Genomic DNA, 21,665 nt, shown 5'->3' on the forward strand with positions numbered 1-21,665 from the left:
CGTGGGCAACGGTAGGGCGCGCAAACTCAGCGGCCTGGACGAAACCCTGACCGCCCAGCCCGGTCACCAGTTGGTCGGCGTGCTGCGCATCCCCGAAGACCCCGCGAGCCCCACTCGCGTCATCACCCGCCGGGTCGCGATCGCGCTGCTGGTGTTGTTGGCCGCCACCGTCGTCGTATACCTGGATCGCGGCGGTTACCGCGACGTGCGGGGCGGGCCCCTGACGTTCCTGGACTGCCTGTACTTCTCGGCGGTGTCGCTGTCGACCACCGGTTACGGCGACATCACCGCCTACTCGGAAACCGCGCGCCTGGTCAACACGGTGGTCTTCACGCCGCTGCGGATCGCGTTCCTGGCGGTGCTGGTCGGCACCACGCTCGAGGTGCTCTCGGAGCGGTCCCGGCAGGCGTGGAAGATTCAGCGTTGGAGGAGCAAAGTGCGCAACCACACGATCGTGATCGGGTACGGCACCAAGGGCAAGACGGCGGTCGGCGCGATCCTCGGCGACGAGGCCTCGCAGGGCGAGGTCGTCGTCGTCGACATGGACCCGTCCGCCCTCGAGCACGCCGCGGCGGCCGGGCTGGTCACCGTCCGCGGCGACGCCACCCGGTCCGACGTGCTGCGGCTGGCCGGCGCGCAGCATGCGGCCTCGATCGTCGTCGCCACCAGCCGCGACGACACCGCCGTGCTGGTGACGCTCACGGCGCGGGAGATCGCGCCGAAGGCCAAGATCGTGGCGTCCATCCGCGAGGCCGAGAACCAGCACCTGTTGCAGCAATCGGGCGCCGACTCGGTGGTGGTCTCCTCGGAAACCGCCGGCCGGTTGCTCGGCCTTGCCACCAGCACGCCCAGCGTGGTGGAGATGATCGAGGACCTGCTGACCCCCGACGCGGGGTTGGCCATCGCCGAACGCGAGGTCGAGCAGACCGAAATCGGTGGCTCGCCAAGGCATTTGCGCGACATCGTGCTCGGCGTGGTGCGCGACGGCCACCTGCTGCGCATCGGCGCCCCCGAGGTGGACGCGATCGAGGCCACCGACCGGCTGCTCTACATCCGGCACGCGGGGCACTAGGCGATCGTGGACTTCCAGCTGCAGAGCGTCCCGCTGCTGTCGCGCGTCGGCGCCGACCGCGCCGACCAGCTGCGCACCGACGTCGACGCCGCGACGGCGGGGTGGGCGGACGCGGCGCTGCTGCGGGTGGATTCGCGCAACCAGGTGTTGGTCGCCGACGGCCGGGTGGTGCTCGGCGCCGCGGCCGCGCTGGGCGACAAGCCGCCGCCCGAAGCGGTGTTCCTGGGCCGCATCGACGGCGGTCGGCATGTCTGGGCCGTCCGCGGCGCACTGCAGGCGCCCGAAGACCCCGACGTCCAGACCGAGGTGCTGAACTTGCGCAGCCTCGGCCCGATCTTCGACGACACCAGCAGCCAACTGGTGTCGTCGGCCATCGCGCTGCTCAATTGGCATGACAGCGCGCGATTCAGCGCGGTGGACGGCTCACCGACGCGCCCGGCGCGGGGCGGCTGGGCGCGGGTCAACCCGGTCACCGGCCACGAGGAGTTCCCGCGCATCGACCCGGCGGTGATCTGCCTCGTCCACGACGGCGGCGACCGGGCGGTGCTGGCCCGCCAGGCGGTGTGGCCCGAGCGGATGTTCTCGTTGCTCGCCGGGTTCGTCGAGGCCGGCGAGTCCTTCGAGGTGTGCGTCGCCCGGGAGATCCGTGAGGAAATCGGGCTGACTGTGCGCGACGTGCGCTACCTGGGGAGCCAGCCGTGGCCGTTCCCGCGCTCGCTGATGGTCGGCTTCCATGCCGTGGCCGACCCGAGCGAGGAGTTCTCCTTCAACGACGGCGAGATCGCCGAGGCGCGATGGTTCACCCGCGACGAGGTGCGCGCGGCGCTTGCTGTCGGCGATTGGAGCAGCGCCTCAGACTCCGAACTCCTGCTGCCCGGCTCGATCTCGATCGCCCGAGTGATCATCGAATCCTGGGCCGTGCTCGACTGAGCTGCGTTTAGCCGACTTCGGCCAGCTTCGCTTTGATCTGGGCCGCGCTCGGATTGGTCAGCGTGGACCCGTCGGCGAACTTCACCGTCGGGACCGTCCGGTTGCCGCCGTTGACCGAGCTGACGAACTCCGCCGCGGCGGGGTCTCGCTCGATGTCGACCTCGTCGTAGGAGATGCCGTCGGAGCGCAGCACCGTCTTGAGCCGGTGGCAGAAGCCACACCAGGAGGTCGTGTACATGGTCAGCGAGGACATGATCCATTCAACGTAGCGCGACGACGATGGATTCCGCGCAGCGGGATGCTGAGGAGTTGGGCAATCGGGGTAAGCGGAGCGGGCCACGAATTCCGAAGCGACCCGATTCACACGTGGCGCCGCACCCGGTTTGTCGGCCATCGCTGACAAGATGGACGCCATGCCGATGGTCGCCGACGCACTGACCGCCGAGCTGGACGACGAGCAGCGCGAAGCGGTGCTGGCGCCCCGCGGACCGGTCTGCGTGCTCGCGGGCGCCGGAACGGGCAAGACCCGCACCATCACCCACCGCATCGCCCAGCTCGTCGCGGGCGGTCACGTCGCGGCCGGCCAGGTCCTGGCGGTCACGTTCACCCAGCGTGCGGCAGGGGAGATGCGCTCCCGGTTGCGCACGCTCGCCAACGCCGGGCACGCGGGTCCCGGGGTCGGCGCCGTGCAGGCCCTGACCTTCCACGCCGCCGCGCACCGCCAGCTGCGGTACTTCTGGCCGCGCGTCGTCGGCGACACCGGCTGGCAGCTGCTCGACAGCAAGTTCGCCGTCGTCGCGCGCGCGGCCAGCCGCTGCCGGATGAACGTCAGCACCGACGACGTCCGCGACCTCGCCGGGGAGATCGAGTGGGCCAAGGCATCGCTGATCGGCCCCGAGGAGTACGCGCCCGCCGTGGCCGACGCCGGCCGGGACGTCCCGATGGACGCCAAGCAGATCGCCGCCGTCTACGACGCCTACGAGGCGCTCAAGGTCCGCGACGAATCGGTGACGCTGCTGGACTTCGACGACCTGCTGCTGCACACGGCCGCCGCCATCGAGAACGACGCGGCCGTCGCCGACGAGTTCCGGGGGCGCTACCGCTGCTTCGTCGTCGACGAGTACCAGGACGTCACGCCGCTGCAGCAGCGCGTGCTCGCGGCCTGGCTGGGCGACCGCGACGACCTGACCGTCGTCGGTGACGCCAACCAGACCATCTACTCGTTCACCGGGGCCACGCCGCGGTTCCTGCTCGACTTCTCGCGGCGGTTCCCGGACGCCACCGTGGTGCGCCTGGAACGCGACTACCGGTCCACGCCGCAGGTGGTGTCGCTGGCCAATCAGGTGATCGCCGCCGCGCGGGGCCGCGTCGCCGGCAGCAAGCTGCAGCTGTCCGGCCAGCGCGCGCCCGGCCCGGCGCCGTCGTTTCACGAGCACCCCGACGAAACCGCCGAGGCCGCCGCGGTCGCCAAGTCGATCGCCCGACTGATCGAATCCGGCACGGCGCCATCGGAGATCGCGGTTCTCTACCGGGTCAATGCGCAATCCGAGGTGTACGAGGAGGCCCTGACCGAGGCCGGCATCACCTACCAGATCCGCGGCGGCGAGGGGTTTTTCAACCGTCAGGAGATCAAGCAGGCGCTGTTAGCGCTGCAGCGCGCGGCCGGCCGGGGCGACGCAGATCCGGCAGCCCCCTTGCCCGAGGTCGTCCGCGCGGTCCTCGAGCCGCTGGGCCTGACGGCCGAGGAACCGACCGGCGCCCGGGCCCGGGATCGCTGGGAGGCGCTGGCGGGGTTGGCCGAGCTGGTCGACGACGAGGTGGCGCAGCGCCCGCAGCTCGATCTGCCCGGGCTGCTGGCCGAGCTGCGGATGCGCGCCGACTCCCGCCACCCGCCGGTGGTCCAGGGCGTCACGCTGGCCTCGCTGCACGCCGCGAAGGGGCTCGAATGGGACGCGGTGTTCCTGGTCGGGCTGGCCGACGGCACGCTGCCGATCTCGCACGCGCTGGCGCACGGCCCCGAAAGTGAGGCCGTCGAGGAGGAGCGTCGGCTGCTCTACGTCGGAATCACCAGGGCGCGAATACATTTGGCGCTCAGCTGGGCGCTTGCCCGCAGCCCCGGCGGGCGGCAGAGCCGCAAGCCGTCGCGGTTCCTCAACGGCATTGCGCCGCAGACGCGCGCGGACGCCGCGCCGGCAAAGTCCCGGCGCAATCGGGGGACGGCGACGCGCTGCCGGATCTGCAACAACGACCTGACCACCCCGGCGGCCATCATGCTGCGGCGCTGCACGACGTGCGCCGGCGACGTCAACGAGGACTTGTTGCTCAAGCTCAAGGCGTGGCGGCTGAACATCGCCACCGAACAGAAGATGCCGCCGTACATCGTCTTTTCCGACAACACCCTGATCGCGATCGCCGAGCTGCTTCCCGACGACGAGACGGCGCTGATCTCGATCCCGGGCATCGGCGCGCGAAAGCTCGAACAGTACGGGCCCGACGTGCTCGAGCTGGTCTGGCAGTCCCGCTGAGGGCGCCGAATCCGCAGGTCAGAAAATCGGTTGTGGGCGGTGTCCGCTACCATTTACCCTCGAAGCCGCAGACCGCTGCCAGCTGAGAGGAGGCCCGCCCCGATGATTACCAACGCGTTCGGTGTATGCGCGGCCGCCTCGGTGCTCGCTGAAGGCCGGTCCAAGTCCACCTCCCACGCCGCCCATGCCGCCGTGTCGGCGGCCGCGGTGAAGCACCGTGTCGCCGCCGCGACCGACGCGTCCGTGAATCGGGGCTATACCTAACTAGCCCGGTTTTGCCCAGATGGCCACGGACCCGAAGTCAACAGGATCCGTGGCCACAGTTATTTGGGAAGCCTCCCAACCTGGTCCGGATCACCGCGAAGGATAGCCACCCCGACCAGGAAGCAGGTGAACAGGACATGTCGGCACTGTCAGTCCCAAGACCGAGGTTGCCGGAATTGCCTTGTCACGTCGCCGATCCCGACCTGTGGTTCGCCGAGGCCCCGGCCGACCTCGAACGCGCGAAGACGCTGTGCGCGGGCTGCCCGGTCCGGCGCCAGTGCCTGACGGCGGCGCTGGAGCGAGCCGAGCCCTGGGGCGTGTGGGGCGGCGAGATTTTCGAGCGGGGGTCGATCGTCAGCCGCAAACGACCGCGCGGGCGCCCGCGCAAAGATGTCGCCGCCTAGGGAAACCTAAGCCGCGAAAGTGCAACTGGCGACGCGTTTCTCGAGAGAGGCGTCGGTAGTTGCACCCTCGTGGAGTTAGACGACGGCGGTGTCGGGCTCGGCGAAGCCGGGGATCAGTTCCTCCGAGAGCGCCTTGATCGGCACGTGCGCGTCCAGCTGGCAGAGGATCGCGGCGACGGACGCGATGACGCGCATCGGTATCGCCAGCTTGGGCGGCAGGTCCATTTGCCGGGCCGTCCGGATCTGAGAAACCGACCGGTCCATCTGGACCAGGGTCATCTTCTGCAGCCACTTGCGGGTGTAGTGGAAGACGTCGACCTGGATGGGCTCGACGTACTGGCGCAGCATTTCGTCGATGTCGCGGACCGACACCTGCTGGCCCTTCTGGATGAAGCCGACCTTCTCCATGGTCGGCAACAGCAGGTCGTAGTTCTTGTCGCGCGCCAACCGGATCGTCATCCCGAGCTCGACGGGATAGCCGCCCGGCAGGGGCGCGACCGCGCCGAAGTCGATGACGCCCATCCGGCCGTCGGGCATCAGCATGAAATTTCCGGGATGCGCGTCGCCGTGCAGCATGCCCAGCCGGCGCGGCGCGTCGAAGGTGAGCTCGAGCAGGCGGGTGCCGATCAGGTCGCGCTGCTCGCGGGTCCCGTCGCGGATGATCTCCGCCATGTGGATCCCTTCGATCCACTCCTGGACCACCACCTTCGGCGCGCTGGCCACGACGTGCGGCACCAGGAAGTGGGGGCTGTCGTGGTACGCCTTGGCGAATTTGCGCTGGTTGTCGGCCTCCAGCCGGTAGTCGAGCTCCATCTCGGTGCGCTCGATCAGCTCGTCGACCACGCCCTGGACGTCGGCGCCGGGCGAGAGCTGTTTGACGACGCCGACCATCCGCTGCATGGTCTTCAGGTCGGCGCGCAGGGCCTCGTCGGCGCCCGGGTACTGGATCTTGACGGCGACCTCCCGGCCGTCGGACCACACCGCCTTGTGCACCTGGCCGATGCTGGCCGAGGCGATGGGGGTGTCGTCGAACGAGCTGAATCGGTCCCGCCACTTGGTGCCGAGTTGGGCGTCCAGCACCCGGTGCACCTTGGCGGCGGGCAGCGGCGGGGCGTCCTTCTGCAGCTTGGTCAGCGCCTCGCGGTAGGGCTCGCCGTACTCCTCCGGGATGGCGGCCTCCATCACCGACAGGGCCTGGCCGACCTTCATCGCCCCGCCCTTGAGTTCACCCAGCACGGTGAACAACTGGTTGGCGGCCTTCTCGAGCATCTCGGCCTGGACTTCGTCCTTGGACTTGCCCGTGAGCCGCTTGCCGAAGCCCAGGGCCGCCCGGCCGGCGAAGCCGACGGGAATGCTGGCCAGCTTCGCGTTGCGCGCAGCGCGGCCGCGTTTGATGTCTGCCACGTCTCCATCATCCACGACGCTCGGCGCGTGGGGCCCGTGATCCGGACCATAGGTTGTCTTTGCACGGGGCGGCTCGGCTAGCACGAGCACAGCGGGTGCTTGGTCCACTGGCGCGCGACGATCGAGCCGGCGCCCAGGTCGAACTCCAACGTTGCGTTGAGCGCTGGCGGCGGCGCGGGGTCGGGCACCGCCTCCTGGCCGCGGACCGCCGCGATCACCCGGTTCACCTGGCTGAGCGCCAGGGCCGCGGTCGCGAGCAGGGTGGCCCGGTCGGCCACGCCGACGGTGTCGCGCAGCTGGGCGGCGATCGCCGGCCAGGCGGCGTCGCGGTCGCTGCGGTGCAGGTCGGCACATCCCAGGCAGCTGGTCACGCCGGGGATGACCAGCGGGCCCACCAGACCGGTTCCGTCGCGGACGCGAACGGGAAGGTGCGGAACGCCGCGGGCGTGCAGGTCGCGCACCATGCGCGGGTCGGCGATCAGGTAGTCCGACAGCACGACGAGGTCGACGTCGCCGGGGGACACGGCGGCGTGGGGCTGGCTGCTGTGCGCGACGCGGGCCCCCGAGCAGCGCAGCGATTCCACGATCAGCTCGGACAAGGGCCCGCGCCCGTGGACGCGGATCGATGCCGACCGGCCCCGGGACCGCCGGCACTCGGTCGCGACGCCCGCCCCGACCAGTTGCGCGACGAGGTGGGTCAGGCCGTCACCGTCCTGCAATCCGCGGTCGACGGCCTGGCGCCGCAGCTCGGATAGCGGAATCGGCGACCGCATGGACCGCAGCAGCGTGGCCAGCTCGGCCGCGGCCAGTCCGCACGGCGGATGGACCAGCACGGCGCGGCGCGGATCCCAGCCGACCTGCACGGCGCCGTCGGGCCGCAGCAGCACCGGCATCCCCGGGTCCAGCGCATACAGCGAAACCGTGGCGGCCTGGGTCATGGATCCAGACTGTGCCAGCCAGGCGCCCAGCGCCGCGCTCAGTTATCCACAGCGCCGCCTCTGGGCGAAAGGCATTTAACGACAACCCGAGACGGCCTTCAATTTTTCTGTTCTGGCGGTGGAGGACGCCGCGCCAAGGCGGGAAAGTGCAGTATTCGGTTACTTAATGCCGCGCCGCAGCACCGAAATACGCTAGACATTCCTGTTCTGACGGGCGGGAGGACCGCCGGGGCTCGTGAACTCCAGGGGCTAGCTAGAAGGTGGGCCGATGTCGCAGGTAATGGTCACCCCGGAGGCGCTGCACACGGCGGCGGCGAATCTGGCCAATATCGGCCTGGACGTCGAGGCCGCGCACAAGGTGGCGGCGGCGCCGACCACGGCGATAGTGCCGGCGGCGGCCGATGAGGTGTCCGGTGCGATCGCCAAGGTGTTCGCTCACCACGCCGCGAACTATCAGGCGCTGGCCGGTCAGGCAGCGGCGTTCAACGACCAGTTCGTGCAGCACCTGACTGCCGGTGCGTTCTCGTACACCGACATCGAGGCCGCCCTCGCCTCGTTTCTGCAGAACTTGCAGGAATTGCCTGCGGAGGCGAGCGGGTTGGTCAGCGCGGTCGCCGCCGACCCGCAGGTCCTCGCGACCTTCCTGTTCTTGGGTTTTGTGGGGCCACCTTTCGTTCTATTTGTTGCCTTTTGGCTAGCAGCGATCGTTAGTCTGATAATTCTTTTACAACTCAGCCAGCAATTCGCCCCGCTATTAGCAGCGTTCGGTATCTAACGAGACGGCTTTCGAGACACTATGACCGCGCTCAATCATCCGCAGGCCCACCGGCGCCCAACGAACGTCAGGGGCTCTCGACAGAGGCTGCGGGCACACCAACAACCCCGTTGACCCCATTGACTCCATTGACCCCATTGACGGGTCCCTCTTGTGGTTGGGTGGGCGTGGGCGACCTCACCGCCGCGCCCACCAAGATCAGCGCCGCGGCGGTATTCGGATCCACCTCCCATTGCGACCCTCTGCTGTAGCTGAGCAATTTGTCGCGGGATTCGATATCCGTAATGAACATGATCCAGACGTCATCCGGGTTGTTATCCATTGCAAGACCTTTGAGATTTTCGGATTGGGATTTTCGACGCCCGACGATGGGGATGTCAGGCGACCTCAGAACGGCTAGGGCGGATTAGTTGGTTGTGATTGGTGGTGATCCACTTGGGATGAACGGCATCGACCCGACCGCGGCGGTATAACTCGTGGAGGAGGTACTTCGTCTCGACGACGGTCTTGGCAATCTGATCTGGTTCCGCGTGGTTAAAGAAATCACGCCGGTTCCACCACATCATCTTGGTTCGATAGCGTTCGTCCGGATAGGGAGTCGCCGGAATGGCGGCCACCACTCCGCCAGAAGAACGCCACCGATTCAGAATGGTTGTCGGGGCTGTCGCCAGACAAAATTGCGAATCAAGGATGACCATCATATGGAAACCGCTGCGGGCTATAGCGCGGGTAAGACTACGTTTCCGGTCCGAATTGTCGGCTGCCCAGGCCGACTTCATTTCCAGAATCCCGGACGGTATGCGGTCGACGATCATATCTCGGACGGCCTGTTCGCCAGGTTGCCCCGCCCACTCAACGACCGCATGCGCATCCTCGGCCGACCTCAGTGGGCCCTTGGCTCGCACGCCGGCCACGACCCGTCCGTCATCATCGATGACGGCGAAGAACATGGTGGTGTCGGCTCCGCTGCGCAGTGCTTCGATGTCGAGAGCGCACTCCACACCATGACTGCGATAGCTGGACTGGGCGCCCGCCGCATACTCGGACCACAAGTCAGGGTCTGCGGACGGCTGCGAAACAACCAGCGTGCACCCGATGTCCGGATCACGCCAGGTAAGGCCATGCCCAAGAGAAAACCCGTCGCGGACTGCAGTGCTTAGTGAAAGCGCACTCATTGGCTTCCTTCCGTCGCCAAACCTTAGGTAGACCACTAAGCGAGTAGTTCATACCTATAGTATCGAGCGTACGGATGAACCATACGTCACGTCCTTCGATCTGGCAATAATGCAGACACGCCGGAGGACTACTTCGGACGATCGGAGGATGGCGAGAGACAGTGCCAGGCCGGCGGGGCGACCCCGGGCTCAGTTATCCACAGCGCCGCGGCCGCACGTTCAACCGGTGACGACGATCGATTTCTGCCCGACCTTCCAGGCCGTCATGAAGCGCTTGATGCTGACCTTCGTGTTGGCGTGGTCGGCGTAGGGGTCGTTGAGGTGCACGGTGTCGTTGTTGGTGTCGACCCCGGTGACCACCAGCAAGTGATCGGGCGAGGTGCGCTGGTCGTCGCTGTTCAAAATGGTTCCGCCGTTGACCCACGCGATCACCTTGCGGCCGGAACCGAGGTACTGCTCCAGCGCCGACAACCCGGTCTGGTCCGGCTGCGTGTCGTAGATCATGCGCGACTTGATGCCGTAGTGCTCGAGCAGCACGACGGTGTCGGCCATGTCGATGCCGCCGGCTTCGGTCTCGTGGCCCGGGTCGCCGGTGGGCAGGTAGATCGGGCCGTCGCGGATCACCGAGGGCGTGCTCTGGGCCAGCTTGATGATCTGCTGCTCCGTCGGGGGGTTGCCGGTGACCTCACCGACCACGTCGGCCACCGAAGCCAGCCCGCAGGTGTCCTCCAGCGACTGCTGCACCCAATACTTGGCCGCCGCATCCGGGTCGCCGTACACGCCGTCGGCGGTCGTCCTCGCCGTCGCGGGCGGGGTGCCCGAGGCGGCAGCGGCGGGAGCCGACGGCGTCGCCCGCGTCGAGGGCGGCGCCGTGCCGCACCCGGATACCAGCAAAACGCCGGCCACCCCGATGCAGGCTCCCGCCAGGGCGGTGCGCATCGCGGTGGCAATCCTGACCATGTTCGCTCGCAGACAGTCGGCCCGACATTCGACTGGTGTGCAACGTAGCACCGCCAGCAAACGGCCGCGAGCTGATCAGTTGTCGCCGGCGCCGCCGGCAGAGCCTTCAGCGTCGGGGCCTTTCTCTAATTTCGCGATGGCCTCGTCGATGCCGCTGGTGTCCCCGCCGATGACGCGGTCGATGAAGCCGGCCGGCTCGTCGAGGTCCCCGGCGCCGGGCAGCAGGTCGGGGTGTTGCCAGACGGCGTCGCGCGCGTCGGCCCCGGCGGCCTCCGTCAGCCGCTCCCAGAGGACGGCGGCCTCGCGCAGCTTGCGCGGCCGCAGCTCGAGGCCGACCAGCGTCGCAAACGTCTGCTCGGCCGGCCCGCCGCTGGCCCGGCGCCGCCGCAGCGTCTCGCTGAGCGCGGCCGTGCCCGGGATCCGGTCGCCCAGGGCCGCGGTGACCACCACCTGCACCCAGCCGTCGATCAATGCGAGCAGCGTCTCGAGCCGTTCCAGCGCCTGCTTTTGCGCCGGTGTGGCTTTCGGCTCGAAGACCCCCTGTCCGAGCAGCTCTTCGATGGCCGCCGGATCGGACAGCGACGCGGGATTGAAGTCGCGCGCCAGCTCCTCGATCCCGGACATGTCGATCTTCATGCCGCTGGCGTAGGCCTCGACCGCGCCCAGCAACTGGCTGGACAGCCACGGCACGTGGCTGAACAGCCGGTGGTGCGCCGCCTCGCGGGCGGCAAGGAACGTCAGGATCTCGCTGCGCGGCTGCTCGAGTCCGGAGGCGAACGAGTCGACGGCGTCCGGCAGGATCGCGGCCACCCCCTTGGGGCCGAGCGGCAGACCGATGTCGGTCGACGTCAGCACCTCGCGGGACAACCGTCCCAGCGCCTGGCCGAGCTGCGAGCCGAACGCCATGCCGCCCATCTGCGACATCATCGCCATCAGCGGGCCGGCCATGCTCTTGGCCTCTTCGGGCAGCGAGGACGCCCACACCGTCGCGATCTGCTCGGCCATCGGATCGCACAGCCGCTTCCAGGTCTCCAGCGTGTTGTCGACCCAGTCGCTGGGGCTCCAGCCCACCGCCTTCGACGTGCCCGCGGGCAGCGCCGTCGCGCCGTCCAGCCACGTCTCGGCGAGGTGGACCGCGTCGGCGATCGCCTTGGTCGTCGACGCGGGAATGGGCGCGACGAAACCGATGGAGCTCGACGCGACCCGGCGCGCCAACTCGTAGTTCACCGGCCCCGACGACTTGCCGCCGGCCATCACGGTGCCCGCGCTGGAAAACATCTGACCCAGCTGGGTGAAGATCTGGCCCAGGTCGCCCATGCCGAATTCCCCGCCCATGCCGAAGGCGCCCATGGGATCGGATCCCCCCGAGCCGGAACCGGGATCTTTCTTCTCGCGCTCCGGGTCGTCGCCGGAGGAGAAGCCGAATGGCAGGTCAGGCATAACGTCAACGGTACTCACCGCGGGGACGCAACGCGCCATCTGTGGTCACGCTCGTAGCTGAACGAGCCTGAGCAGGCGCCGGATAGGGTAGGCGCGTGAACAGGCGGATTCTCACGTTGATCGTCGCGCTGGTGCCGATCGTGGTCTTCGGCGTGCTGCTCGCGGTGGTGACGGTGCCGTTTGTGTCCCTGGGCCCGGGCCCGACGTTCGACACGCTCGGTGAGGTCGACGGCAAGCAGGTGGTCGCGATCGAGGGCACCGAGACGCACCCGACGACCGGCCACCTCAACATGACGACGGTGTCCCAGCGCGACGACCTCACCCTCGGGGAAGCGCTGACGCTGTGGCTATCCGGCCAGGAACAGCTGATCCCGCGCGATCTCGTCTACCCGCCGGGCAAGTCGCGCGAGGACGTCGACAAGGCCAACAACGCCGACTTCAAGCAGTCCGAGGACAGCGCCGCCTACGCCGCGCTGGGCTTCCTGAAGTACCCGGTCGCGGTCACCGTCGCGACCGTCACCGACCCCGGTCCGTCGGCGGGCAAGCTGAAGTCCGGCGACGCGATCGACGCGGTCAACGGCACCCCGGTCGCCAGCGTCGAGCAGTTCACCGGATTCCTGAAGAACACCAAGCCCGGTCAGGTCGTGACGATCGACTACCGCCGCAAGAACGAGCCCGCGGGGGTCGCACAAATTACGCTGGGAACGAACAAGGATCGCGACTACGGCTTCATGGGGGTGGCGGTGCTCGACGCGCCGTGGGCGCCGTTCGTCGTCGACTTCAACCTCGCCAACGTGGGCGGGCCCTCGGCCGGGCTGATGTTCAGCCTCGCCGTCGTCGACAAGCTCACCACCGGCGACTTGGCCGGCTCGACGTTCATCGCGGGGACCGGGACCATCTCCGTCGACGGCAAGGTCGGCCAGATCGGCGGCATCACCCACAAGATGGCCGCCGCGCACTCGGCCGGCGCCACAGTGTTTTTGGTGCCGGCGAAGAACTGCTACGAGGCCACCTCCGACAACCCGTCCGGGTTGCGCCTGGTCAAGGTCGAGACCCTCGCCCAGGCGGTGGACGCGCTGCACGCGATCAAGGCGGGCGGTCAGACCCCGAGCTGCTAGCCGAGGTAGTTCCGCCGGTCGAAGCTGAGCCCCCCTCGTTCCGAGACGGAGAGCCGCTGCTGCGGGCTGCGGACGGGCGGGCGGCGCAGGTATTGGGTGAAACCGGGGGCGCACAGCGCGAGGGTGAACTCGTGGCCGACGAGGGTCCACTGGAACGCGTCGTGCTCGTCCGGACCGGACCGCTCGAGCGTTTCGAGCGACAGCTCGAAGCTGAACCCCCGCAGGTTGATGTCGCCGACGAGGTCCCACGCCTCGTCGAACACCAGGGTGGCGGGGCAGAGCCAGAAGCTGAAGGCGTCTTCCGGCGGGGTGGGGCGCACCCATTCGACGATGTAGTCGAGGTCGACGAGCAGCCGGCCGGGATGCGGCGGCGCGGGCTCGACCGCAATCGCGTGCACGGCACAGTCGTGCCAGCTCATCTCGTCGAAGTCCGCCTCGGTCCACACCGCCTTGGCAATCGTGGGTCCGGTGCTCACCCGGCGCGTCCGCTCTGTTCCAGCACCGCCCAAGCAGAACACACCCGGCGTCGGGCAATGCGTAGAGTTGTGACCGTTCTAGAAAATCTCTAGCACCGGGCAGCGAGATCAGGGAGCGTAGCCAGTGGGGATGCGGCCCACCGCACGGATGCCGAAGCTGACTCGGCGTAGCCGGATTCTGATCCTGATCGCACTCGGTGTGATCGTGTTGCTGCTCGCCGGTCCGCGGCTGATCGACGCCTACGTCGACTGGCTGTGGTTCGGGGAGCTGGGCTACCGCTCGGTGTTCACCACCGTGCTGGTCACCCGCATCGTGGTGTTCCTGGTCGCGGGACTGCTGGTCGGCGGCATCGTGTTCACCGGGCTCGCGTTGGCCTACCGCGCCCGTCCGGTGTTTGTGCCGAGCAACACCAACGATCCCGTGGCCCGCTACCGCGCCGTCGTCGTTTCGCGCCTGCGGCTTGTGGGCATCGGAATCCCCGCGGCCGTCGGCCTGCTGGCGGGCATCATCGCGCAGAGCTACTGGGTGCGCGTCCAGCTGTTCATCCACGGGGGAACCTTCGGCATCAGGGACCCCCAGTTCGGCAAGGACCTCGGGTTCTACGCGTTCGAGCTGCCGTTCTACCGGCTGCTGCTGTCCTACATGTTCGTGGCGGTGTTCCTGGCCTTCCTGGCGAACATCTTGGCGCACTACATCTTTGGCGGCATCCGGCTGTCCGGTCGCACCGGGGCGCTGAGCCGCTCGGCGCGCATCCAGCTGGTCAGCCTGGTCGGCGTGCTGGTGCTGCTCAAAGGCGTTGCCTATTGGCTGGACCGCTACGAGCTGCTGTCACACACCCGCGGCGGCAAGCCGTTCACCGGTGCCGGTTACACCGACATCAACGCCGTGCTGCCGGCCAAGCTGATCCTGATGGCGATCGCCCTGATCTGCGCCGCCGCGGTGTTCTCGGCAATCGTGCTGCGCGACTTGCGGATTCCGGCCATCGGCCTGGTCCTGCTGCTGCTGTCGTCGCTGATCGTGGGGGCCGGGTGGCCGTTGATCGTCGAACAGATCAGCGTCCGGCCCAACGCCGCGCAAAAGGAAAGCGAATACATCAGCCGCAGCATCACCGCGACCCGCCAGGCCTACGGCCTGACCTCCGAGCAGGTGAGCTACCGCAACTACACCGGCGACGGGCAGGCCACCGCCCAGCAGGTCGCGGCCGACCGCGCGACCACCTCGAACATCCGGCTGCTCGACCCGACGATCGTCAGCCCGGCGTTCACCCAGTTTCAGCAGGGCAAGAACTTCTACTTCTTCCCCGACCAGCTGTCCATCGACCGCTACCTCGACCGCAACGGGGCGTTGCGCGACTATGTCGTCGCGGCCCGGGAGCTCAACCCGGACAGGCTGATCGACAACCAGCGCGACTGGATCAACCGGCACAGCGTCTACACCCACGGCAACGGGTTCATCGCGTCGCCGGCGAACACGGTGCGCGGAATCGCCAACGACCCCAACCAAAACGGTGGCTACCCCGAGTTTCTGGTCAACGTCGTCGGCGCCAACGGCAGCGTGGTGTCCGACGGGCCGGCGCCGCTGGACCAGCCGCGCATCTACTACGGGCCCGTCATCTCCAACACGTCCGCCGACTACGCGATCGTCGGAAAGAACGGCAACGACCGCGAATACGACTACGAGACCAGCGCCGAAACCAAGAACTACACCTACAGCGGGCTCGGGGGAGTGCCGATCGGCAGCTGGATCTCCCGCAGCGTGTTCGCCGCCAAGTTCGCCGAGCGAAACTTCTTGTTCTCCAACGTGATCGGCTCCAACAGCAAGATCCTGTTCAACCGGGATCCCGCGCGCCGGGTGGAGGCGGTGGCGCCGTGGCTGACCACCGACAGCGCGGTGTACCCGGCGATCGTGAACAAGCGGCTGGTGTGGATCATCGACGGCTACACCACCCTGGACAACTACCCGTACTCGGAGCTGACCTCCCTGGAGTCCGCCACCGCCGACTCCACCGAGGTGGCGTTCAACCGCCTGGCGCCCGACAAGAAGGTCTCCTACATCCGAAACTCGGTGAAGGCCACCGTCGACGCCTATGACGGCACCGTCACGCTGTACCAGCAGGACGAATCGGATCCGGTCCTCAAGGCCTGGATGCAGGTGTTCCCCGGCACGGTGAAACCCAAGAGCGACATCACTCCCGAGCTTTCCGAACACCTGCGTTATCCCGAGGACCTGTTCAAGGTGCAGCGGATGCTGCTGGCCAAGTACCACGTCAACGACCCGGTGACGTTCTTCTCGACGTCGGACTTCTGGGACGTGCCGCTGGATCCGAACCCCACCGCCAGCAGCTACCAGCCGCCGTACTACATCGTCGCGAAAAACATTGCCAAGAACGATAATTCGGCGTCATACCAGTTGATCAGCGCGATGAACCGGTTCAAGCGGGACTACCTGGCCGCCTACATCAGCGCCAGTTCCGACCCGGCGACGTACGGCAAGCTCACCGTGCTGACCATTCCGGGTCAGGTCAACGGCCCGAAGCTGGCCAACAACGCGATCACCACCGACCCGGCGGTGTCCCAGGACCTCGGCGTCATCGGGCGCGACAACCAGAACCGGATCCGGTGGGGCAACCTGCTCACGCTGCCGGTGGGCCAGGGTGGGCTGCTCTACGTCGAACCCGTGTACGCCTCGCCCGGCGCCAGCGACGCCGCCTCGTCGTACCCGCGGTTGATCCGGGTGGCGATGATGTACAACGACAAGATCGGGTACGGCCCGACGGTGGGTGACGCCCTCAACGGGCTGTTCGGCCCGGGCGCGGGCGCGACCGCGACCGGGATAGTGCCCACCGAGCCCGGTGCCGCCCCGAACCCGACGCCGCCCGCCAGCCCCGCCGGCCCGGCCAGCCCCCCGGTGCCCGCCGCGCCCCCGGGGCCGCCGCCGCCCACCGCGGTGCCGCCGTCGCCCGACGGCTCGACGACGCTGTCGCCGGCCAAGGCGGCTGCGCTGCAGGAGATCCAGGCCGCGCTCGGCGCGGCGAAAGACGCCCAGAAGAAGGGCGATTTCGCCGGCTACGGCGCCGCGCTGCAGCGGCTGGACGACGCGATCAACAAGTACAACGCCACCAAGTAATCTCGCCCGCGCCGCGAGCGGCCGTGTCTGTGCGGCGACACGCCGTAAACGCTGGCATTTCGCGGACCCTCGCCGAGGCTCAGCCCTGCAACTGGCGGGCCACCTCGCCGTAGCGCTCGAAGCGCTCCTGGGCGCCCTGGGCGTTGTAGAACACCAACCGCGTCGCGATCCCGCCGTACTTGTCCCTCAGCGCGTCGGCCAGGCCGTCCCACGTCGACTCGGTGGCGAAGGCGGCGATGTGCTCGTCGCTGATCTGGGCCGCCATCCCGGCGAAGTCCCCGGCCTTCTGCCTCTCGCGAATGCGCGCCGTCGTCCCCTCGAACCCGGCCTCGTCCCAGATGAACGCGTAGTTGGGGGTGCTGCCGTAGAAAGACATGCTGGCGCGCACCGACTCCCGTTCGTTGTCGCGCTCTTCGTCGGTGTCCCCGACGATCGTCATCACCGGCACGATCACCGCGAGCTCCGACGCCGAGCGCCCCGCCCTCGCCGCCCCGTCCGCGATGTTGGGCACGACGTGACGGGCGAGGTAGCCCGGCTCGCCGAGCGGGTGGACGTGCACGCCGTCGGCCACCTCGCCCGCCATCCGCAGCATCCACGGATTCACCGCCGCCACATCGACTTTCGGGTCGGGCGCGTCGATGGGTCCGGCGCTCCACTGGGGTGTGATGAAGTCGAGATCGTAGAACTCGCCGTGGTGGTCGAGCTTGCCCGTCCGGAACGCGGCGAAGCACGCCTTGACCGCGAGCACGTAGTCGCGCAACCGCGGGCCGGGGCGCTCGAATGCCGTGCCGTAGCGCCGGACGACGTGCGTGCGCACCTGGGTGCCGAGGCCGAGCCGGAACTTCCCGCCGGTCGCCTCCTGAAGCTCCCACGCCGTGGCCGCCGTGATGAAGGGGCTACGCGGAAAGGCCACCGCGACACCGGTCGACAGCTCCAGGCCGGGCGCGGCCTGCGCGGCGACGGCGGCGTTGAGGTAGGGCGTGCGCCCGGTCTCGGTCAGCAGCAGGCCGGAGAACCCCGCGGCGTGGGTGCGGCGAGCCAGGTCACCGACCCTGCCCAACGGTTGCGGGATCGCCATCACATCAATGTGCATGGCGGAACAGTATGCTGCCGTCGCTCAGCCGCGGGACGCGGTCCGGAACCTGTCCCGGTACGCCTTCGGCGAGACGCCGAGGTGGTCGACGAATACGCGCCGGAGGGTTTCGGGGCTGCCGAACCCGGCGATGCGGGCCGTGTCGGCGACGCTGCGGCCGGCGTCGAGCGCGGCGCGGGCGGCGTCGATGCGCACCATTTCGACGTAGCGGGCCGGGGTCGTGCCGAGTTCGGACTGGAATAGCCGGGTCAGCTGCCGCGTGCTCAGGGAGGCTTGCGCGGCAAGGGTTTTCACGCTGTGGTTGGCTGACGGGTCGGCCGCGATCGCCTCGGCAACCTTGCGCAGCGGGGACTGTGGCGGCGGCTCGGCCTCGACCAGCGTCGAGAATTGCGATTGACCGCCCGCGCGCTTGAGATAGACGACCAGCCACCGCGCGACGTCGCGGACCAGCTCGGAGCCGTGATCCATTTCGACCAGCGCCAGCGCCAGGTCGATGCCCGACGACACCCCGGCCGAGGTGAAGACGTCGCCGTCGCGGACGAAGAGCGCGTCCGGCTCGACGGCGACGTCGGGAAAGACCCGGGCGAACAACCGGGCGTCATGCCAATGCGTGGTGGCGCGCCGGCCGTTGAGCAGGCCGGCCTGCGCGAGGATGAACGACCCCGTGCAGATCGAGGCGAGGCGCCGGGTCCGCGCCGCGGCCGACTTGACCGCGTCGACTAGCGCGGGATCGATCGCCCGGCGCGGCAGGTTGTCGCTGCCGGCGACCAGGATGATGTCGGCCGACTCGATCGAGGACAGCGCGTCCGTGACCCCCAGCCGGGTGCCGATCGAGGTCGTGACGTCCCGGCCGTCCACCGACGCGATCTTCAGCTGGTAGTCGGCGCCGAACCGGTTGGCCTCGGCGAATACCTCGCCCGCCCCCGCGACGTCCAGCATCGTCACGTCGTCGAAGACGACGATGACCACCACTCGCGGGCGCGCACCGGCTTCCGCCACCGACTCATTGTCGCAATCTGGGGCAAAGACGGCTCAATCGCCACGGGTCGACGGGCCCTCGCGCCCGCAAACTGGTCACATGTTTACTCAGCCGATGGAAACCATCGCCGACATCGTCGTACCGGACACCCCGCTGGTGCGGGAGATCACCGAGTACATCCGTGACGCCGAGGACGATCTGCTCTTCGACCATTCCCGCCGGGTGTTCCTGTTCGGCGCGCTGCAGGGCCGCCGCCTCGGGCTGCAACCGGATCTGGAATTGCTCTACGCCGGGGCGATGTTCCACGACATCGGCCTCACCGAGCGCTACCGCACGTCCACGCTGCGCTTCGAGGTGGACAGCGCCAACGCCGCGCGCGATTTCCTGCTGCGGCACGGCGTCGACGAAGCCGACGCCCGCAAGGTGTGGCTGGGCATCGCCCTGCACACCACGCCCGGCATCCCCGAGTTCCTCGAGCCCGAAATCGCCTTGGTCACAGCGGGTGTCGAAACCGACGTCCTGGGCATCGGCCGCGACGACCTGTCGCCCGAAGCCCTCGCCGCCGTCACCGCCGCCCATCCCCGGCCGGACTTCAAGAACCGCATCCTGGCGGCCTTCAACGACGGCATGAAGCACCGCCCGCACAGCACGTTTGGCACGGTCAACGACGACGTGTTGGCGCACTTCGACCCGACGTTCGCCCGCGACAACTTCGTCGACATCATCCTGGGCAACACCTGGCCCGAATAGGCGCCGCTCTATTTGATTCCGATGCGCCCGCCTGCGCGGGCGCATCGCCAGGCCACCAATCTCTCAACACTGAGCACAGGAGATAGCTTGTCGACAAACGCGTCCGAATCCAAAGGCAGCGCATTAGTTCTCGGGGCCAGCGTCGGCGGGCTGCTCGCCGCCCGGGTACTCGCCGACTTCTACGACACCGTGACCGTGGTCGAACGCGACGTCCTCCCGGACGGGCCGCAGACCCGTCGCGGAGTGCCGCAGGGCGCCCAACCCCATACCCTGCCGACCCGGGCGGCAGGGATCATGGACCAGCTGTTCCCCGGCTTCCTCGACGAGCTGGTCGCCAGCGGCGCGCGCGTCTGGAACGACGGCGACCTGTCACGGCACTGGTTGACCTTCGCCGGGCACCCGCTGCTTCGTTCCGGCAAGGTCCCCGATCCTGCGTCCATCGTTATCCACCACGTTCACCGGCCGTTTCTCGAGTGGAATTTGCGTCGCCGCGTGCGTGGCATTTCCAACGTGACGTTCCTGGATGCCCACGACGTGGTGCGGCTGACCTCGACCCCGCAGCGCGAGCGCGTGACCGGCGTCGTGTTGGCTCCGCGGGACTCTGGGGTCGAACGGACCCTCACGGCCGATCTCGTCGTGGACACCACCGGGCGTGGCTCGAGGACGCCGCTGCTTCTCGAGCAACTCGGCTATCGGCCGCCACGCGAAGACAAATTGACGGTCCACGTCACGTACGCCAGCATGCGGGTCTATGTAGCGCCGGGCACGTTGCGGGAGAACTTCATTATCAACGCGGCCGAGCCCGGCCGTCCCGTCGCATTCGCGATGTTCGGGGGTGAAGACGACACCTACGTGCTCGCCGTGCAAACGATGGCCGGGCGGCCGGCGCCCACCGACCGCGCGGCTCTGCTCAACAGCCTGACCGACGTCGCGCCCCCGCATGCCCTGGCCGCCGCGCGGTCCGCCGAACCGCTCACCGACGTCGCGCAGTACAAGTTCCCCGCCAACCGGTGGCGACGGTACGACAAGCTGGAGCGCGTGCCCGACGGCCTGATCGTGATGGGCGACGCGATGTGCAACTTCAATCCTCTTTACGGGCAGGGAATGTCGGTGGCCGCCATCGAGGCGCTGATCCTGCGCGACTGTCTAGAGCAAGGCGAACAAGGCCTGCCGCGGCGGTTCTTCGGCCAGGCCGCCAAAGAGATTGGCGTGGCATGGCGGACCGCCGTGGCTTCCGACCTGGCATTGCCGCAAATAGCCGGGAATCGAACGGTGTCCATTCGGCTCCGCAACGCCTACTTGGACCACGTGCTGTCCGCCGCGGAGACCGAGCCGGTGATCGTCCAGAAATTCCTGCGGATGATGAACATGGTCAACCAGCGCGCCGAGTTGTTCCATCCGTCGACAATGCTGCAGATGATCGCCAGACCCCGAAAGCGCTTATCCGCAATGAGATAAGGATGGTCTGCCGAGGATTGCCCGACGCGTGTCGGATTCTGTGGGAAAGACGGCCCGAACGGCGCCGGTGAATGGCCGCTCGGCGCCGGAAGATGGACCTAGTCCACGAAGGAGAAGCGGTCATGGCAATCCAGTCCATCGAGACCATCGCCGGCATCGTCATCCCCGACACCGCACTCGCCGGGGACGCCACCGACTTCATTCGCAGCGCCGAAGACGACGTGCTCTTCCACCATTCACGGCGGGTGTTCCTGTTCGGCGCGCTGCACGGGCTCCGGCTCGGCCTTTCGCCGGACCCGGAGCTACTGTACGTGGGCGCGATGTTCCATGACCTCGGCCTCACCGCTCGCTACGGCACGTCGACCCAGCGCTTCGAGATGGACGGCGCCGACGCGGCGCGCGAGTTCCTGCTCGAGCACGGCGTCGGGCAGTCCGACGCGGACAAGGTGTGGCTCGGCATCGCCCTGCACTCGACGCCCGAGGTTCCGGCGCGCCTCGACCCCGAAACCGCCTTGCTGGCAGCCGGTGTCAAGACCGACGTGGTCGGTGTCGGCCTCGAGGCCCTGGACCCGGAAGCGGTCGACGCGGTGACCGCCGCGCACCCGCGTCTCGACTTCAAGAACCGCATCCTGGCGGCCTTCAACGACGGCATGAAGCATCGCCCCGACACGACTTTCGGGACGATGAACGCCGACGTGCTGGCGCACTTCGACCCTACGTTCAAGCCGGGAAACATGGTCGACTTCGTTCTCAACAGCAATTGGCCCGAATAATGGA

Annotated in this window: 21 protein-coding genes; 11 read left to right on the forward strand and 10 right to left on the reverse strand. The window is 68.2% G+C overall.

Going from position 1 to position 21,665, the window contains the following annotated elements; genetic code table 11:
• Window position 1: 1 nt before the first annotated feature.
• Window positions 2-1,072, forward strand: coding sequence for a potassium channel family protein (locus AC5Y4S_RS02550; protein WP_500029485.1), 1,071 nt, complete (start codon window positions 2-4; stop codon window positions 1,070-1,072).
• A gap of 6 nt (window positions 1,073-1,078) precedes the next feature.
• The gene (nudC, locus tag AC5Y4S_RS02555) at window positions 1,079-2,002 is read left to right on the forward strand and encodes an NAD(+) diphosphatase (protein WP_500029486.1); all 924 of its coding nucleotides are present in this window, start codon (window positions 1,079-1,081) and stop codon (window positions 2,000-2,002) included.
• 7 nt (window positions 2,003-2,009) lie between these two features.
• Here nudC and mrx1 read toward each other — a convergent pair whose 3' ends face one another.
• Entirely contained in the window at window positions 2,010-2,255 is a 246-nt protein-coding gene (mrx1, locus tag AC5Y4S_RS02560; RefSeq protein ID WP_068126539.1) for a mycoredoxin Mrx1, read from the reverse strand.
• Between the two features lie 160 nt (window positions 2,256-2,415).
• Here mrx1 and AC5Y4S_RS02565 point away from each other — a divergent pair, with 160 nt between their 5' ends.
• From AC5Y4S_RS02565 to AC5Y4S_RS02575, 3 genes are all read left to right on the forward strand, one after another.
• Window positions 2,416-4,527, forward strand: a complete 2,112-nt coding sequence (locus AC5Y4S_RS02565; RefSeq protein WP_500029487.1) for an ATP-dependent DNA helicase UvrD2 — start codon at window positions 2,416-2,418, stop codon at window positions 4,525-4,527.
• Window positions 4,528-4,629: 102 nt separating this feature from the next.
• Complete coding sequence (locus AC5Y4S_RS02570; protein ID WP_500029488.1) at window positions 4,630-4,791, forward strand: hypothetical protein; 162 nt, start codon at window positions 4,630-4,632, stop codon at window positions 4,789-4,791.
• A 137-nt stretch (window positions 4,792-4,928) separates the two neighbouring features.
• A complete protein-coding gene (locus AC5Y4S_RS02575) occupies window positions 4,929-5,195 on the forward strand; it encodes a WhiB family transcriptional regulator (protein ID WP_500029489.1) in 267 nt (88 codons plus the stop codon).
• A 75-nt stretch (window positions 5,196-5,270) separates the two neighbouring features.
• On the opposite strand, the gene AC5Y4S_RS02580 is transcribed toward AC5Y4S_RS02575, so the two are convergent.
• Window positions 5,271-6,614 (reverse strand): macrolide-binding ATPase MABP-1, encoded by a 1,344-nt coding sequence (locus tag AC5Y4S_RS02580; RefSeq protein ID WP_500029490.1) that lies wholly within the window; start codon window positions 6,612-6,614, stop codon window positions 5,271-5,273.
• Between the two features lie 62 nt (window positions 6,615-6,676).
• A complete protein-coding gene (locus AC5Y4S_RS02585; RefSeq protein WP_500029491.1) occupies window positions 6,677-7,537 on the reverse strand; it encodes a cyclodehydratase in 861 nt (286 codons plus the stop codon).
• A gap of 268 nt (window positions 7,538-7,805) precedes the next feature.
• On the opposite strand from AC5Y4S_RS02585, the gene AC5Y4S_RS02590 reads away from it, so the two are divergent.
• Entirely contained in the window at window positions 7,806-8,312 is a 507-nt protein-coding gene (locus tag AC5Y4S_RS02590; RefSeq protein WP_500029492.1) for a PE family protein, read from the forward strand.
• A 67-nt stretch (window positions 8,313-8,379) separates the two neighbouring features.
• Here the strand turns inward: AC5Y4S_RS02590 and AC5Y4S_RS02595 are convergent, their stop codons facing one another.
• The 4 genes from AC5Y4S_RS02595 to AC5Y4S_RS02610 form a co-directional block, all read right to left on the reverse strand.
• The gene (locus AC5Y4S_RS02595; RefSeq protein WP_500029493.1) at window positions 8,380-8,634 is read right to left on the reverse strand and encodes a hypothetical protein; all 255 of its coding nucleotides are present in this window, start codon (window positions 8,632-8,634) and stop codon (window positions 8,380-8,382) included.
• 55 nt (window positions 8,635-8,689) lie between these two features.
• A complete protein-coding gene (locus AC5Y4S_RS02600; RefSeq protein ID WP_500029494.1) occupies window positions 8,690-9,487 on the reverse strand; it encodes a hypothetical protein in 798 nt (265 codons plus the stop codon).
• A gap of 219 nt (window positions 9,488-9,706) precedes the next feature.
• Window positions 9,707-10,447 (reverse strand): C39 family peptidase, encoded by a 741-nt coding sequence (locus AC5Y4S_RS02605; RefSeq protein ID WP_500029495.1) that lies wholly within the window; start codon window positions 10,445-10,447, stop codon window positions 9,707-9,709.
• A gap of 75 nt (window positions 10,448-10,522) precedes the next feature.
• Window positions 10,523-11,905: a zinc-dependent metalloprotease gene (locus AC5Y4S_RS02610; protein WP_500029496.1), complete on the reverse strand. Its 1,383-nt coding sequence runs from the start codon at window positions 11,903-11,905 to the stop codon at window positions 10,523-10,525.
• 77 nt (window positions 11,906-11,982) lie between these two features.
• Here AC5Y4S_RS02610 and AC5Y4S_RS02615 point away from each other — a divergent pair, with 77 nt between their 5' ends.
• Window positions 11,983-13,005, forward strand: a complete 1,023-nt coding sequence (locus tag AC5Y4S_RS02615) for a YlbL family protein (protein WP_068188125.1) — start codon at window positions 11,983-11,985, stop codon at window positions 13,003-13,005.
• On the opposite strand, the gene AC5Y4S_RS02620 is transcribed toward AC5Y4S_RS02615, so the two are convergent.
• Window positions 13,002-13,481, reverse strand: a complete 480-nt coding sequence (locus AC5Y4S_RS02620; protein WP_500029497.1) for a hypothetical protein — start codon at window positions 13,479-13,481, stop codon at window positions 13,002-13,004. The genes AC5Y4S_RS02615 and AC5Y4S_RS02620 overlap by 4 nt on opposite strands.
• Before the next feature lie 124 nt (window positions 13,482-13,605).
• On the opposite strand from AC5Y4S_RS02620, the gene AC5Y4S_RS02625 reads away from it, so the two are divergent.
• On the forward strand, window positions 13,606-16,608 hold the full coding sequence (locus tag AC5Y4S_RS02625) for a UPF0182 family protein (RefSeq protein WP_500029498.1): 3,003 nt from the start codon (window positions 13,606-13,608) through the stop codon (window positions 16,606-16,608).
• A 79-nt stretch (window positions 16,609-16,687) separates the two neighbouring features.
• Here the strand turns inward: AC5Y4S_RS02625 and AC5Y4S_RS02630 are convergent, their stop codons facing one another.
• The gene (locus AC5Y4S_RS02630) at window positions 16,688-17,701 is read right to left on the reverse strand and encodes a TIGR03617 family F420-dependent LLM class oxidoreductase (RefSeq protein WP_500029499.1); all 1,014 of its coding nucleotides are present in this window, start codon (window positions 17,699-17,701) and stop codon (window positions 16,688-16,690) included.
• A gap of 24 nt (window positions 17,702-17,725) precedes the next feature.
• The gene (locus tag AC5Y4S_RS02635) at window positions 17,726-18,700 is read right to left on the reverse strand and encodes a GlxA family transcriptional regulator (RefSeq protein WP_500029500.1); all 975 of its coding nucleotides are present in this window, start codon (window positions 18,698-18,700) and stop codon (window positions 17,726-17,728) included.
• Window positions 18,701-18,779: 79 nt separating this feature from the next.
• Between AC5Y4S_RS02635 and AC5Y4S_RS02640 the strand changes: the two genes are divergently transcribed.
• The 3 genes from AC5Y4S_RS02640 to AC5Y4S_RS02650 all read left to right on the forward strand — a co-directional run bounded on the left by AC5Y4S_RS02640 (window position 18,780) and on the right by AC5Y4S_RS02650 (window position 21,661).
• Complete coding sequence (locus tag AC5Y4S_RS02640) at window positions 18,780-19,430, forward strand: HD domain-containing protein (RefSeq protein WP_500029501.1); 651 nt, start codon at window positions 18,780-18,782, stop codon at window positions 19,428-19,430.
• Between the two features lie 87 nt (window positions 19,431-19,517).
• Window positions 19,518-20,888: an FAD-dependent oxidoreductase gene (locus AC5Y4S_RS02645; RefSeq protein WP_500029502.1), complete on the forward strand. Its 1,371-nt coding sequence runs from the start codon at window positions 19,518-19,520 to the stop codon at window positions 20,886-20,888.
• A gap of 122 nt (window positions 20,889-21,010) precedes the next feature.
• The gene (locus tag AC5Y4S_RS02650) at window positions 21,011-21,661 is read left to right on the forward strand and encodes an HD domain-containing protein (RefSeq protein WP_500029503.1); all 651 of its coding nucleotides are present in this window, start codon (window positions 21,011-21,013) and stop codon (window positions 21,659-21,661) included.
• The last annotated feature ends 4 nt before the right edge of the window (window positions 21,662-21,665 follow it).

Source organism: Mycobacterium sp. NGS64 (assembly GCF_059812245.1).

What these genes read in the sequence shown, in the direction of transcription:
- AC5Y4S_RS02575 (WP_500029489.1), top strand. Translation starts at nt 4,929, where the DNA reads ATGTCGGCACTGTCAGTCCCAAGACCGAGGTTGCCGGAATTGCCTTGT.
- AC5Y4S_RS02630 (WP_500029499.1), bottom strand. Translation starts at nt 17,701, where the DNA reads ATGCACATTGATGTGATGGCGATCCCGCAACCGTTGGGCAGGGTCGGT.
- AC5Y4S_RS02640 (WP_500029501.1), top strand. Translation starts at nt 18,780, where the DNA reads ATGTTTACTCAGCCGATGGAAACCATCGCCGACATCGTCGTACCGGAC.
- AC5Y4S_RS02650 (WP_500029503.1), top strand. Translation starts at nt 21,011, where the DNA reads ATGGCAATCCAGTCCATCGAGACCATCGCCGGCATCGTCATCCCCGAC.
- AC5Y4S_RS02605 (WP_500029495.1), bottom strand. Translation starts at nt 10,447, where the DNA reads ATGGTCAGGATTGCCACCGCGATGCGCACCGCCCTGGCGGGAGCCTGC.
- AC5Y4S_RS02585 (WP_500029491.1), bottom strand. Translation starts at nt 7,537, where the DNA reads ATGACCCAGGCCGCCACGGTTTCGCTGTATGCGCTGGACCCGGGGATG.
- AC5Y4S_RS02595 (WP_500029493.1), bottom strand. Translation starts at nt 8,634, where the DNA reads ATGGATAACAACCCGGATGACGTCTGGATCATGTTCATTACGGATATC.
- AC5Y4S_RS02565 (WP_500029487.1), top strand. Translation starts at nt 2,416, where the DNA reads ATGCCGATGGTCGCCGACGCACTGACCGCCGAGCTGGACGACGAGCAG.
- AC5Y4S_RS02570 (WP_500029488.1), top strand. Translation starts at nt 4,630, where the DNA reads ATGATTACCAACGCGTTCGGTGTATGCGCGGCCGCCTCGGTGCTCGCT.
- mrx1 (WP_068126539.1), bottom strand. Translation starts at nt 2,255, where the DNA reads ATGTCCTCGCTGACCATGTACACGACCTCCTGGTGTGGCTTCTGCCAC.
- AC5Y4S_RS02590 (WP_500029492.1), top strand. Translation starts at nt 7,806, where the DNA reads ATGTCGCAGGTAATGGTCACCCCGGAGGCGCTGCACACGGCGGCGGCG.
- AC5Y4S_RS02600 (WP_500029494.1), bottom strand. Translation starts at nt 9,487, where the DNA reads ATGAGTGCGCTTTCACTAAGCACTGCAGTCCGCGACGGGTTTTCTCTT.